Source organism: Aestuariimicrobium sp. G57 (genome assembly GCF_050110855.1).
GTDB lineage: Bacteria > Actinomycetota > Actinomycetes > Propionibacteriales > Propionibacteriaceae > Aestuariimicrobium.
On record NZ_JBNINW010000002.1, the window covers coordinates 198,065 to 212,087 of the forward strand.

Below are 14,023 nucleotides of genomic sequence, written 5' to 3' on the forward strand. Positions count from 1 at the left end.
AGTTGAACATGCACGGGTTGTTGCCCAGTGCAGTGGCAGACGCTCCCTCTGGGCCTGCCCGCCCCCGGCTGCCGCACCCGCCGCATGCCGAACGTTCACTTTTGGTGAAAGGCAGTACCCATGTCGCAGTCACACCCCTCGGCCGACCCGGTCGACGACCTCGACCAGCCGCAGGTCACCCGGCCCGCGGCCAAGAAGAAGAAGTTCCCGTTCTGGGCCCAGATTTTCGTCGGCCTGGCCGTCGGCGTCGTGCTCGGCTTCATCGCCCGCACCTGGGACGTCGAGTGGCTCACCCAGACGCTCTCGATCATCGGCAACGCGTTCGTGCAACTGCTGCGCGTGATCGTCGTGCCGCTGGTGCTGTTCGCCATGATCGTCAGCATCACCAAGCTGCGCCAGGTCACCAATGCGGCCCGACTGGCCGTGCAGACCCTGATCTGGTTCGCCATCACCGCCCTTGCCAGCGTCGTGATCGGCATCGTCATCGGTGTGCTCACCGGTCCCGGCACCCACGCCAGCATCGGCACCGAGGGCGCCAAGGCATCTGCCACCCAGGGCACCTGGCTCGACTTCCTCACCTCGATCATCCCCAGCAACATCTTCGGTGCCTCGGTCAGCTCGAAGGTTGCCCAGGCTGATGGCGCTGTCGCAGTCACCAGTTCGCTCAACTTCAACGTGCTGCAGATCGTCGTGCTCGGCATCGCGCTGGGCGCCGCCGCGCTGGCCGTCGGCAAGAAGGCCGAGCCCTTCGTCAACCTCAGCGAATCGGTGCTCGAGGTGCTGCAGAAGCTCGTCTGGTGGGTCATCCTGCTCTCGCCCATCGGCTCCGCCGCCCTGATCGGACGTGCGGTCGCCACCTATGGCTGGGACCTGATCGCGCCGCTCGGCATCTTCACCCTCGACGTCTACGTCGGCTGCTTGATCGTGATGTTCGTGCTCTACCCGGTGATCCTGAAGCTGCACGGCCTGAGCATTCGCCGCTTCTTCGCCGGCGCCTGGGATGCCATCACCCTGGCCTTCGTCTCGCGTTCGTCCATCGGCACCCTGCCGGTCACCCGTCGCTCCCTCGTCGAGAAGCTGGGTGTGCCGTCTGAGTACGCCTCGTTCGCCGCCCCGCTGGGTGCCACCACCAAGATGGACGGTTGCGCCGCCATCTACCCGGCCCTGGCCGCCATCACCGTGGCCCAGCTGTTCGGCATCGACCTGGGCATCACCGACTACCTGCTGATCGCCTTCGTCGCCGTCGTGGGTTCGGCCGCCACCGCCGGTCTGACCGGGGCCATCGTCATGCTGACGCTGACCCTGTCGACCCTGGGCCTGCCCCTCGAGGGCGTCGGCCTGCTGCTGGCCATCGACCCGATCCTCGACATGATCCGCACCGCCACGAACGTGGCTGGTCAGCAGCTCGTGCCCGTGATCGTCAGCGCCCGCGAAAAGGTGCTGAACCGCCGCCTCTACGACGGCGAGGTCGACTACGTCAGCGAGGACGAGCGCCAGCTGGTCACCGCCTGAGGCACCACCACGCCACCACGTGTTGCAGGGCCCTGCACCGGGATTCGGTGCGGGGCCCCGCTGCGTGAACTCGTCGGTGTGAACTCGTCCGGGTGGCCATGGTCGCGGGTCAACACTGAGTGGCAAATCCCACAAGCCGACCTGAAGTGTTCGGTTGCCCCCTGCTCAACGGACGTAAATCGTGTAAGGATGGGCCCTGTCCGGACATTGCTGCGTCCACGGGGGATCGTTCCCAGTGGGCGCAGGTTTGTGTCAGCTGCCCTTCGTGAAGGAATCACATGAGCACCTACACCAAGCTCGACGTCACCGACGAGTCCCCCGAGAGCAAGGGCACCCTTGGCCCGATCTCCGAGGTGACCCATCCCGTGGCCCGCGGGCCTGTGGTCGCCCCGCCCTTCTCGGTCGACGGCTTCGTCAAGGAGTTCCTGCGCGAGCTCAACTTCGGCCAGGGCGTCACCCTGTCGCGCTCGACCAAGAACGACCAGTACCTGGCACTCGCCCGCACCGTGCGCCATTACCTGATGGCCCAGTGGCTGCCGACCCAGCGCTACTACCGCGAGACCGGCGCCAAGTTCGTCGGTTACCTGTCGGCCGAATACCTGCTGGGACGACAGCTCAACAACAACCTGCTCGCCACAGACCTGTTCGACATCGCCGAGAAGGCGCTCGAGCAGTGTGGCCTCGACATCGCCGCCGTGCGCCAGCAAGAGGTCGAGCCGGGCCTGGGCAACGGTGGCCTCGGCCGCCTGGCCGCCTGCTTCATCGACTCCCTGGCCACCATGGAGATCCCCTGCATCGGCTACGGCATCCGCTACGAGTACGGCATCTTCCGCCAGACCTTCGTCGAGGGCCGTCAGGTCGAGCAGCCCGACAACTGGCTGGGCCTGGGTGTGCCGTGGGAGTTCCCGCACCCCGAGGCCTCGGTGCAGGTGCACTTCGGCGGCCGCACCGAGACCTATGACGATGCCGGCACCACCCGCAGCAGGTGGGTGCCGGACTGGAATGTGCTGGCCGTGCCCTACAACTACATGGTGCCGGGCTACCGCAACGACCGTGTCAACACCCTGCGCCTGTGGAGCGCGCAGGCGACCAAGGCGTTCGACCTGCAGATCTTCAACTCCGGTGATTATGCCGATGCCGTGCGCGCCCAGACCTTCGCCGAGAACATCTCGAAGGTGCTCTACCCCGAGGACTCGACCCCCCAGGGCAAGGAACTGCGCCTGCAGCAGCAGTACTTCTTCGTCGCCGCCTCGCTGCGCGACTTCATCGATTCGCTGCCCGACGACTTCGACCTGCGCAACCTGCACGAGCGCATCATCTTCCAGCTCAACGACACCCACCCGGTCATCGGCATCCCCGAGCTGATGCGCATCCTCGTCGACGAAGAGAAGCTCGACTGGGACGATGCCTGGGCCACGACGCAGCAGTGCTTCGCCTACACCTGCCACACCCTGCTGCCCGAGGCGCTCGAGGTGTGGTCGACCGAACTGATGGGTCGGCTGCTGCCGCGCCACCTCGAGATCATCTACAAGATCAACGACGCCTTCCTGCTGCAGGTGCGCGAGCAGTTCCCCGACGATGAGATGCGGGTGCGCCGCATGTCGATCATCTCGGAGTTCCCCGAGCGCGCCGTCCGGATGGCCTACTTGGCCACGGTCGCCGGCTCGAAGGTCAACGGTGTCGCGGCGCTGCAATCGCAACTGCTGCGTGACAAGGTCTTCGCCGACTTCAGCGAGATGATGCCCGAGAAGTTCACCAACGTGACCAACGGTGTGACCCCACGCCGGTTCGTCCGGCTCTCGAACCCCGCCCTGTCGGCCGTCGTCACCGACACCATCGGCAAGGGCTGGCTGGCGAACCTTGGCCGCCTGCAGGAACTCGAGGTCTACGCCGGCGACGAGGACTTCCAGCAGCGCTTCGTCGAGGCCAAGCAGGCCAACAAGAACCGCCTGATCCGACTGCTGGCGCAGCGTGACGGCATCGTGCTGCCCGAGACCCACCTGCTCGACGTCATGGTCAAGCGACTGCACGAGTACAAGCGCCAGTCGCTGAAGCTGCTGCACATCGTCAGCCTGTACGAGCAGATCATCTCAGGTGAGAAGACGCCCGACCAGATCACCCCCCGCACGGTGGTCTTCGGCGCCAAGGCCGCCCCTGGCTACCGGATGGCCAAAGAGACGATCTTCCTGATCAACAAGGTCGCCGAGACGATCAATACCGACAAGCGGGTCGACGACGCGCTCAAGATCGCCTTCCCGGCGAACTACAACGTCACCCTGGCCGAGAAGCTCATCCCTGCCGCCGACCTGTCCGAGCAGATCTCGCTGGCCGGCAAAGAGGCCTCTGGCACCGGCAACATGAAGTTCGCGCTCAACGGTGCGCTGACCATCGGCACCCTCGACGGCGCGAACGTCGAGATCCGCGAACAGGTCGGCGAAGAGAACTTCTTCCTGTTCGGCATGACCGAGCCCGAGGTGGCCGCCCGTCAGGCCGCCGGCTACGTGCCGAGCGGTGTCTACGAGCACAACGAGCGCCTGCGTCGCACCATCGACCTGCTGGCCAGCGGCCACTTCACCGGCGGTGACCGTGAGGCCGCCGCACCGGTGGTCTCGGACCTGCTGTACAACGACCGCTTCCTGGCCCTGGCCGACTTCGAGTCGTACCTCGAGGCCCAGGACGAGGTCGAGAAGGCCTACGCCGACAAGCCGCGCTGGACGAACGCGTCGATCCTGAACGTCGCCCGGTCGGGCTACTTCAGCTCTGACCGTGCCATCGGCGACTACCTGGACAAGATCTGGCACGTCCCGGCGGTGCGATGACCGTGACGACCGTCGAACCCTGGACGACGCGCCTGCTGCCGGATTCGGTCTCGCGCCCCTCGTCGGCCGAGCGTGCCAACGAGGACGCGGTGCGCGTCGGCCCCGGGCTCGCCGTTGTCGTGGACGGCGCAGGCGTCGACCACCGGTTCAGGGCCGGCTGCCAGCACTCGGTGTCGTGGTACGCGAACAAGCTCGCCGACGCCCTGTATGACCGGTTCCACGACCGGCGACTCGGCCCCCGCGAGGCGCTGGCACTGGCGATCGGCCATGTGCGCAACCTGCACGGGGCGGCCTGCATCCTGCAGGACGGGTCGCCCTCGGCAACGGTGGCGGCCTTCCGCACCCATGGCGACAAGCTCGAGTACATGGTGCTCTGCGATGCCGCCGTGCTGCTGGTGCCCAGCTCGGACGAACCCCAGCTGGTGACCGACACCTTGGTCGAGGGTGTCGCAGCCAGGGCGTCCACGTATCGGGAAGAACTGCGCACGCGCGGCGTGCCCGAGACCATGGCCGCCGAGAGCACGGCGCGGTTCGTCGAGATGCACCGCAACCACCCCGAGGGCTTCTGGGTGGCACAGGACGACCCGAAGGTGGCCGACCACGCGATCTCGGCGAGCGTGCCACTCGAGGGACTGCGTGCGGTGGTCGCCTGCTCGGATGGCATCACGCGTGCGCTCGACAGGTTGGCGCTGCATGACGTGGCCTCGCTCGCAACAGCTCTGGTGGATTCACCACTCGGCGCGGTCGTGGACGAGATCCGCGCCGCCGAGGATGACGGCACCGACCGGCCCGGGAAGCGCCACGACGACGCCACGGCGGCGGTGCTGCGGTTCGGCTGACTGGCCACGCCCGCGGCGATGCCTCGTCCCGTGACACCTGACAGCCGAGCAACTGAAGCACCGACCCGGCAATGACCCGGCACCGCCGTGCGTGGACGAGGCATGTGCCGGGCCGTCCAACAACCCGACCTTGCACAATCGTTCCACCCCTTTGAACGTTCGTTCATTTCACCACTTCATCTGGTTAATCAACCATTGATGCTGTTGGATGGACCACGAGGCGACCACAGAGGACGTGGTCCCCCAGCCGGGTGCCACCGTGGGCACCCGCTGGAAATCAACGCTGATTCGAGGTCCACATGTCCATCTCTGACCCCCTTGTCATTGCCGTCGACTCCTCCACCACGTCCAGCAAGGCGATCATCGTCGACGCCGAGGGCAAGGTGCTGGCGCTCGGCAAGCGCGAGATCGCGCTCAAGACCCCCAAGCAGGGCTACGGCGAGCACAACCCCGAAGACTGGTGGAACTCCACCAACGAAGCCATCGCCGCCGCGATCGCCCACCTGAGCCAGGCCGACAAGGAACGCATCGTCGCGATGGGTGTCACCCACCAGCGCGAGACCTTCGCCCCCTTCACCGAGGACGGCACCCCGCTGCGCAACGGCATCCTGTGGCTCGACATCCGCGCCGCCGACCAGATCCTGAAGTACGGCAGCCAGCAGATCTGGGAGCTCTCGGGCAAGCCCGCCGACGTCACCCCCGCCATCTACAAGATGGCCTGGGTGAAAGAGAACGAGCCCGGCGTGCTCGAGAAGGCCGACCGTGTCGTCGACGTGCATGCCTACCTGGTCTTCAAGCTGCTGGGTGAGTGGAAGGACTCCGTCGCCTGCGCCGACTCACTCGGCCTGTTCGACATCGCCAAGCAGGACTTCGACGACTCGCTGATGGAAATCGCCGGCGTGCGCCGCGACCAGATGGCCTCGCTGGCCAAGCCCGGTGAGGTGCTCGGCGTCGTCAAGCGCGACATCGCCGACTACTGGGGCCTCACCCAGGACATCACCCTGGTGGCCGGCCTCGGTGACGGCCAGGCCGCCGGCATCGGCGCGGCCGCCGTCGACCCCGAGGTGCTCTACATGAACCTGGGCACCGCCGTGGTCGCCGGTGTCATGTCGAATGAGTACGCGTTCGGGCCCGTCTACCGCACCCTGGCCGGCGGTGTCCCCGACACCTACGTGCTCGAGGTGCTGCAGTCGTCCGGTGCATTCCTGCCCACCTGGTACCGCAGCGCGTTCGGCAATCCCGAACTGGGTGGACGCCCCGACCCCGAGCTCGAGCGCGTAGCCTCAGAACGGCCCGTCGGCGCCGGTGGCCTGGTCACCCTGCCGTACTGGAACGCTGTGCAGAGCCCCCACTGGGACCCGATCGCCCGCGGCGCCGTCGTCGGCTGGCGTGGCACCCACGGACGCGGCTCGATGTACCGCTCGATCCTCGAGGCCATCGGCCTCGAAATGGCCCGCTCGCTGCGCGGCATGGAAGAGGGCACCGGCACCAAGGTGACGACCGTGCGTGCGATGGGCGGCGGCGTCCGCTCGCCGCTGTGGCGCCAGATCATGGCCGACACCACCGGCCTGCCGATCACCGCCTGCCTCGAGGACGAGATCTCGGCACTGGGCGCGGGTGTGCTGGCCATGGCCTCGACCGGCGTGCACGGCGACACCTCGATCGCCACGGCCGCCCGCAAGATGGCCCGCTTCGGTGACGTCTACGAGCCCAACCAGGAACGCCACGAGATCTACAACGAGCTCGGCGAGATCCAGGGCCAGCTCTACAGCGCGCTGAAGAGCAGCACCGACGCGCTGCAGGCGTTCGCCACCAAGCACCCCGATGCCGAACTGTCCGACGTCGAGTGACCAGTGAGCCAACAGCAACAGAAGGGCACGAAATGAGTCAGATCACCATCCTGGGCGCAGGCGCCATGGGCTCTGCGCTGGCCAATGCCATGGTCCGCGCAGGCTGGACGACGCACCTGTGGGGCACCTGGTTGGACGACCACCTGGTCGATGCCATCGAGGCCGGCCAGCCGCACCCGCGCATCAACGTCGTCATCGACCCGGCCGTGAAGACCTTCCGCTCGTCCGAGCTGGAACAGGCGATGGCCGGCTCACAGGTGATCGTGCTGTCGATCGCCTCGGTCGGTGTCGCCAAGGTCACCGAGATGGCCCTGCCGGGCATCGCCCAGGCCGAGGCGCTGTGGCTGACGTCGAAGGGGTTCCTGCCCGCCGACGACGGCCAGATCGAGTTGCTGCCCGACGGCATCCGGCGCATCGCCGCTGCCCACGGTGTCACGGTGCCGCCGATCGTCGCGGTCGGTGGCCCCGTGAAGGCCAACGAATGCGCCGCCGAAGAGCCGACGGCCACCGTGTTCGCCTGCACCGACCTGTCGGTGTCGACGAAGTACGCGACCACCGCCCGCTCACGCCGCTATGCCATCGAGGCCAGCGACGACGAGATCGGCGTCGAGATCTGCGCGCCCATGAAGAACGTCTACGCGATCATGCTGGGCATCGCCGATGGCCTGCAGGAACTGCGGGGACGTCCCCACCACAACCTGAAGGCGGCCACGTTCGCCCAGGCCGTGAAAGAGATGTCGCTGCTGGGCGAGGCCGTCGGTGCTCGTCCGGACACGGCGTTCAGGCTGGCGGGCGTGGGCGACCTCGAGGTGACCGGGCTCTCGGGCCGCAACGGCACCTACGGCACCCGCATCGGGCGCGGCGAGGGCTCGCGGGCCGCGCTGGCGACGATGGCAGCCCAGGAACAGACCGTCGAGGGCGAACCCGCCGTCGGGCTCGCGGTGCAGCTGGTGGCCCAGCGCGCCCCGCAGATCGCCGACCAGCTGCCGCTGCTGACCGCTGCCCGCACGATCATCCAGGACGACCCGGCCAACTACGAAGAGATCCTGGTCGACGCGGTGCTGCCCAAGGCACCCGCAAACTGAAATCCGTGGGGGGAGTGGGCCTCGGCCCACTCCCCCGCTCGGTTCCCGGCCGACTGACCCCACCAGCGTCCTGATCCACACCAGACCCCACACCACATCGAGAGGACACCCCACCCATGCGCGCCTACATGTTCTACGGCCCCGGCGACCTGCGTCTCGAGGACGTTCCCGAGGGCAAGCCCGGACCGGGCGAGATCGCCGTCGAGATCAAGGCAGCCGCCACCTGTGGCACCGACCTGAAGTCGTACCGCCGCGGCCACCCCACCCTGTTCCCGACGCTGCCCGCCCGCTTCGGCCACGAGTTCTCGGGCGTCGTCACCGAGGTCGGCGAGGGTGTCGAGAAGTTCGCCGTCGGCGACCGCGTCGTCGCCGCCAACACCGCCCCCTGTGGCGCGTGCTGGGCATGCACCATCGGTCGGGAATCGCTGTGCGAGAACCTGCAGTACCTCAACGGCGCATTCGCCGAACAGATCGTCGTGCCCAAGGCGATCGTCGACCGCAACACCTACAAGCTGCCCGACTCACTCGCGTTCGAGGCCGCCGCCCCGCTCGAGCCGCTGTCGACGGTCGTGCACGGCATGCATGAGTCGGGCATCGCGCTCGGCGACACCGTGGTGGTCAACGGCGCCGGGCCCATCGGCCAGATGTTCCTGAAGCTGGCGCAGCTGCGCGGCGCGTCGGTGATCGTGGCCGACCGTTCCGAGGGCCGCCTGCAGCAGGCGCTCGAGGCGGGTGCGGCACACGTCGTCAACCTGTCCGGGCTCGAGACGCCGCAAGAATGCGCGGACGCCGTGAAGCCGTTCACCCCCGGCGGCCGCGGCGGCGACGTCGTCATCGAAGCCGTCGGGCTGCCCCAGGTGTGGGAGCAGGCCGTGCTGCAGCTTCGTCCGGGTGGCACCGCGGTGCTGTTCGGCGGCACCCCGAAGAACGCCCCGTTCACGCTGAACTCGTCGGACATGCACTACAACGAGTACACGATCAAGGGCGTCTACCACCACCAGCCCCGGTTCGTGCAGATCGCGGTCGAGCTGCTGGGCAATGGCAAGTTCGACGGCATGAGCCTGGTCACCGAGGTGCGCCCGCTCGAGGCGCTGGTCGACTCGCTGGAAGACATGAGCAAGGGCCTCGGCTCGAAGTACATCCTGCGCCCGTAGTTTCTTCGGGGGGATGCCCCCCACCAAGCTCTTCATCCACTTTCACAAGGAGGAACACCCATCATGTTGCTGGAGAAGGAACGCGCTGAGGTCGTCCACGTCTGTCAGGAGATGCAGCGACTCGGGCTCGTTGTCGGCACCGCGGGCAATGTCTCGGTGCGCGTCGGCGACCAGGTCGTCATCTCGCCCTCGGGCATGGACTACCAGACCATGGAACCCGGCGACGTCGGTGTGCACGACCTGCAGGGCAACCCGATCGATGCCAAGTACAAGCCGTCGAGCGAACTGCCGCTGCACCTGGCCGTGTATGCGGCGACCGACGCCGGCGCCATCACCCACAACCACGCCCCGGCCTCGACGGCGCTGAGCCTGGTCGTCGACGAGATCCCGGCGACGCACTACTACTCGTCGATGTTCGGCGGACCGGTGCGGGTCTCGCCCTACGCCACGTTCGGCACCCCGCAGCTGGCCGAGAATGTCGCCGCTGCCCTGCATGGGCGCACCGGCGCGCTGATGGCCAACCATGGCGCGCTGACTACCGGGCCCACCCTCGCAAAGGCTTTCTCGCTGCTGCCCTATCTCGAGTACATTTGCGAGGTGCAGTTGCGTGCCATGGCCGCAGTCCCGGGCATGGCTGCGGGGGCGTCGATGAAGGTGCTCTCGCGCGAACTCCTCGACGAGGCCGGCGCCGGCATGAGCGGCTACGGGCAGTCGAAATAGCGCTCGGACGAGCACACATCCCCTCACAACAAGCACGGAAGCGCGGTGGTAGTGGTGGCCCAGCCGGGAACCCCGACGACGAAGCAGGAGCGGCAGGACAGGCTTGCCACGCTGATCTTCTCGCGGGGCACGATGCGTGTCGAAGAACTGCAGGACGAGATGGGCGTTTCAGCGATGACGCTCTATCGCGACCTGGCAGAACTTGAGTCCCGGCAGGTCATCATCCGCGCCCGTGGTGAGGTCTCGGCGGCGGCTTCGTCGCTGTCCGAGACGAGTTTCGTGTTTCGACTGGGTCAGGAGGCGTCGTCCAAGCATGCGCTCGTGCCGCTGGCGGCGCCCCTGGTCGAGCGGGGCGACTCGGTGCTGGTTGACGACTCGACGACGGCGCATTTCATCCTTGAGAGCGTGCTCGACAAGGGCTCGCTGACGGTGGTGACCAATTGCACGGGGCAGGCCGACCTGGTCGTGCAGCATTCCGATGCCGAGTTGATCATGGTCGGTGGGCGGTACCGCCGTGCGCTGCAGGCGTTCTACGGACCCTCGGCGATGGCTGCGCTCGGCGGCCTGCGGGTCGACGTCGCTTTCCTGGGTGCTGCGGCGATCCAGGACGGCATGGTCTATCACCCCTATGAGGATGTGGCGGCGTTCAAGCGGTTCGCCGCGACCCGGGCCACGACCTCGGTGCTGGTCGTCTCGGCCTCGAAGTTCGACCGCACCGCACTGTATGAGGTCGGACGGCTGGTCGACTTCGACGTGATCATCACCGACATGGACCCCCATGAGCCCCAGCTCAAGGCTGCGGCCGAGGCGGGGGTGCGGGTGATCAGCTCGCACTGACGACGCCTGCTGCCCGGGCCCGCCCGGGTGTCCAGAACCCGGCCGGACTTCACGAGTCCGCCGCCGCACCAGTCCATTTCACCAACTCCTGTCGAGGTGAAAGGGACACGCCGACGCCCTTGTGAACACGCTGACACCCGCAGCCGGGTGTCGAGGTGCAGCCAAAGGTGTCGGCGTGCACATCGGATCTGGACCGACCCCGGCGCCCGTCCGCGGCACCCGACACCCTCTGCCCGCCCAGGCCAACCGAAACCTGCACACGTGACCTGGGTGCCACGAATGCGCCCCATTCCCGGCGAACGAGCTGCGGACGAGGCACTGGTGCCAGTTGTGCAAGATCTCGGGGCACTGCACCCCGGCCCCACCCCCGCATCGCCCGCGGACGGGCGCTGAGGAGCCCCAGGAGGCCTCGTCCACAGGCCGACCGCCGCCAAAGGACACGCCGACACCCTTGTGAACACGCTGACACCCGCAGCCGGGTGTCGAGGTGCAGCCAAAGGTGTCGGCGTGCACTTCGGATCAGGATCGACCCCGGCGCCCGTCCGTGGCACCCGACACCCTCTGCCCGCCCAGGCCAGCCGAAACCTGCACACGTGACCTGGGTGCCACGAATGCGCCCCATTCCCTGCGAACGAGCTGCGGACGAGGCACTGGTGCCAGTTGTGCAAGATCTCGGGGCACTGCACGGCGTGGTGGGTGCACCTGCCGGGGAACGGCGTCATCCCCCCACCCGGCCGCCCCGCTGGCACACCAGAACCCGGCAGGAGCTCGGGAATGGGGGTCATGGAGGACCACTCGGGCGAACTCGTGCCGGGTTCCGGACACAGCTTGGCCCCGGACACAGCTTGGCCCCGGCTTCGGCCCGTAGGCCGGGGAGCACCCACGTGGCCCGTTCAGCCCGCCCAGGCCACCACCAGCAGCACCACCGACAGCACGATCTCGACCACCCCGACCTGCAGCGGGCTCAACGGGCGACGCCTCGCCACGACCGGTTCAACCACCGCCCGCACCAGGCACAGGGCGGCGAAGAGCACCCACGGCCACCCCAACCACCCGGATGCGGCCGCCACGACCACCCCCGCCAGCAGCAGCACGTGGTAGCCGATCGAGCCGAGCAGCCAGCCGGTGTGCCCCCGTTGCCTGATCATCGTCTTGACGACCAGCACCGTGCCCGCGAAATAGGCGGCGGTGGCCACCAGCGTGGCGATATCGGTCGACGTGGCCGAACCGAGGTCGGCAGGCGACCAGAACCTGGTGACCACCCCCACCCCTGTGCCGGCGGCAACGCTCACCAACCCGGCAGCCAGCGACCGTTCCTGCTTGTGCCGGGTGGCCAGCAGTGCCGCGCCGATCAACACGGCTCCGAGGGGTGCCCACCAGAGCACACCGGGCCCGCCATACCCGACGGCCACCCCGCCCAGCACCACCGTCGCCAGGCCGTACACCAGCAGCGGGTGCCGGTAGGCCGCGCGTCGCGAGGGCGGCGATTTCGTCCACAAATTCAGGGCATTGAACGCGAGGTAGCCGCACACCCAGGCCGGCCCGAGCACGAGCGCGGCCATTTCGGAGGATTTGCTGACGGTCACCGAGGCTGAATGCAGCATGAGACCCACCAACCAGGGCACGACCAGGATCGCCCAGGCACCATGCTGCTGGGGAACCCATCCGGGCGAACGACGTGGACGACCCGACCTCTGGCGCCGCACCTGCGGCCCCGCACCACGCACCACAGCCGTGGATGCGGAGGTCGTAGCGTTACCAGACATGGAACCCACGCTAGCCCACCCAAATTCCCAGCTGACAGCGTGGGTTCACCATTCCTTTTGGGAATTTCTCAGATTCGTAACAAAAACGGTGTTACGGGATGTATCCTTCATCCCTCGCCCATGGATATCCTGTTGCATGCTCGCTGGACAGCGCGCAGGACAAGGAGGTTCGTTTCATGGTTCAGAACGTCGAGAGTTTCAACCTTGACCACCGAACAGTAGCGGCCCCCTATGTGCGCGTGGCAGACACGAAGCACTTGCCGGGGGGCGACATCATCACGAAGTACGACGTGCGCTTCTGCCAGCCCAACGAGGCCCACCTGCCGATGCCGACCGTGCACTCGCTGGAGCACACGATGGCCGAACGCATCCGTGACCACGTCGACAACGTGATCGACCTTGGCCCCATGGGATGCCAGACAGGCTTCTATGTCACCGTCGTGAACCAGGACGAGGTGGGCGGCATGCCGGCCTTCCTCGACACCCTGGCCACTACGCTGTCCGATGTCATCGCGGCTGAGGAGGTGCCAGCCGCCAACGAAGTGCAGTGTGGTTGGGCAGCCAGCCATGACCTGGCCGGTGCGCAGGCAGCGGCCAGCGAGTTTCTTGCACACAAGTCGGAGTGGGAGACGGTGCAACAATGAACACCGCAGAACATGGATTGACCAGCCAGCGCCCGACGGTGCGCGCGCTGGTGATTGCCGCAATGGGCGATGAACTGCGCCCCTTCAGCGACCGCGCCAGCGACCTGCAGCGCGTGACCGAGGTGGGTGCGGCCAGGTTTCAGGCCGGACGCCTCGCGGGCCAGGACGTGGTGCTCGTGCGCAGCGGCATCGGCCTGGTCAATGGTGCCTCGGCAGTGCTGACAGCACTGCACCTGTGGCAGCCCGACCTGGTGATCTCGGTCGGCAGCGCCGGCGGCATGGAGGGCAAGGTGACCCCCGGTGACGTGGTGGTCTCGACCGAGCTGAACTACTCCAACGCCGACGCGGTGGCCTTCGGCTACGTGCCGGGGCAGGTGCCGGGCATGCCAGCCCGGTTCCCGGCGGACATGGCGGCGATCGAGCGGCTGCGCATGGTGCCCGGTGTGGTGCTGGGGCCGATCGCGTCAGGTGACGTGTTCGTGGCCGGCAACCTGCTCGACACGATCGTCTTCGAGCATCCCGACACGGTGGCGGTTGACATGGAATCGGCCGCCATCGCCCAGGTCTGCTATTCGTTCGAGGTGCCGTTCGTCTCGGTGCGCGGCATCTCTGACATGGCCGGGCCGAACGCCGGCGAAGAGTTCAACGACAACCTGTCGAGCGTGTCGCAGCGCGCGGCTGAGGTGGTCGAGGCATTGCTGGGCCAGGGCGACCTGGCGCCACACCACCACGAGACACCTCAGGGTGCCGCTGTCTGAACAAGAACACACCTGCCCTCGACGCATCGAGGGCAGGTG

At 67.4% G+C, this 14,023-nt stretch carries 11 protein-coding genes; 10 read left to right on the forward strand and 1 reads right to left on the reverse strand.

Translation table 11 applies throughout. The annotated features are described in order from the left end of the window. The first annotated feature begins 120 nt into the window (after nucleotides 1–120). The 8 genes from ACQCX5_RS04980 (at nucleotide 121) to ACQCX5_RS05015 (ending at nucleotide 10,816) form a co-directional block, all read left to right on the forward strand. Nucleotides 121–1,512: a dicarboxylate/amino acid:cation symporter gene (locus ACQCX5_RS04980; protein ID WP_434540910.1), complete on the forward strand. Its 1,392-nt coding sequence runs from the start codon at nucleotides 121–123 to the stop codon at nucleotides 1,510–1,512. Between the two features lie 278 nt (nucleotides 1,513–1,790). Continuing rightward, nucleotides 1,791–4,331, forward strand: coding sequence for a glycogen/starch/alpha-glucan phosphorylase (locus ACQCX5_RS04985; RefSeq protein WP_434540911.1), 2,541 nt, complete (start codon nucleotides 1,791–1,793; stop codon nucleotides 4,329–4,331). Next, nucleotides 4,328–5,170 (forward strand): hypothetical protein, encoded by an 843-nt coding sequence (locus ACQCX5_RS04990; protein ID WP_434540912.1) that lies wholly within the window; start codon nucleotides 4,328–4,330, stop codon nucleotides 5,168–5,170. The genes ACQCX5_RS04985 and ACQCX5_RS04990 overlap by 4 nt, the downstream gene beginning before the upstream one ends. A gap of 299 nt (nucleotides 5,171–5,469) precedes the next feature. Beyond that, complete coding sequence (locus ACQCX5_RS04995; protein WP_434540913.1) at nucleotides 5,470–7,020, forward strand: xylulokinase; 1,551 nt, start codon at nucleotides 5,470–5,472, stop codon at nucleotides 7,018–7,020. A gap of 32 nt (nucleotides 7,021–7,052) precedes the next feature. Next, on the forward strand, nucleotides 7,053–8,105 hold the full coding sequence (locus ACQCX5_RS05000) for an NAD(P)H-dependent glycerol-3-phosphate dehydrogenase (protein ID WP_434540914.1): 1,053 nt from the start codon (nucleotides 7,053–7,055) through the stop codon (nucleotides 8,103–8,105). 116 nt (nucleotides 8,106–8,221) lie between these two features. After that, nucleotides 8,222–9,259: a zinc-dependent alcohol dehydrogenase gene (locus ACQCX5_RS05005; RefSeq protein ID WP_434540915.1), complete on the forward strand. Its 1,038-nt coding sequence runs from the start codon at nucleotides 8,222–8,224 to the stop codon at nucleotides 9,257–9,259. Between the two features lie 63 nt (nucleotides 9,260–9,322). Further along, the gene (locus ACQCX5_RS05010) at nucleotides 9,323–9,979 is read left to right on the forward strand and encodes a class II aldolase/adducin family protein (RefSeq protein ID WP_434540916.1); all 657 of its coding nucleotides are present in this window, start codon (nucleotides 9,323–9,325) and stop codon (nucleotides 9,977–9,979) included. Nucleotides 9,980–10,033: 54 nt separating this feature from the next. After that, nucleotides 10,034–10,816, forward strand: coding sequence for a DeoR/GlpR family DNA-binding transcription regulator (locus tag ACQCX5_RS05015; RefSeq protein ID WP_434540917.1), 783 nt, complete (start codon nucleotides 10,034–10,036; stop codon nucleotides 10,814–10,816). 893 nt (nucleotides 10,817–11,709) lie between these two features. On the opposite strand, the gene ACQCX5_RS05020 is transcribed toward ACQCX5_RS05015, so the two are convergent. Beyond that, nucleotides 11,710–12,582: a YwiC-like family protein gene (locus tag ACQCX5_RS05020; protein WP_434540918.1), complete on the reverse strand. Its 873-nt coding sequence runs from the start codon at nucleotides 12,580–12,582 to the stop codon at nucleotides 11,710–11,712. Between the two features lie 176 nt (nucleotides 12,583–12,758). Between ACQCX5_RS05020 and ACQCX5_RS05025 the strand changes: the two genes are divergently transcribed. Then, nucleotides 12,759–13,226 (forward strand): S-ribosylhomocysteine lyase, encoded by a 468-nt coding sequence (locus ACQCX5_RS05025; protein ID WP_434540919.1) that lies wholly within the window; start codon nucleotides 12,759–12,761, stop codon nucleotides 13,224–13,226. After that, entirely contained in the window at nucleotides 13,223–13,984 is a 762-nt protein-coding gene (locus tag ACQCX5_RS05030; RefSeq protein WP_434540920.1) for a 5'-methylthioadenosine/adenosylhomocysteine nucleosidase, read from the forward strand. The genes ACQCX5_RS05025 and ACQCX5_RS05030 overlap by 4 nt, the downstream gene beginning before the upstream one ends. Nucleotides 13,985–14,023 lie beyond the last annotated feature (39 nt).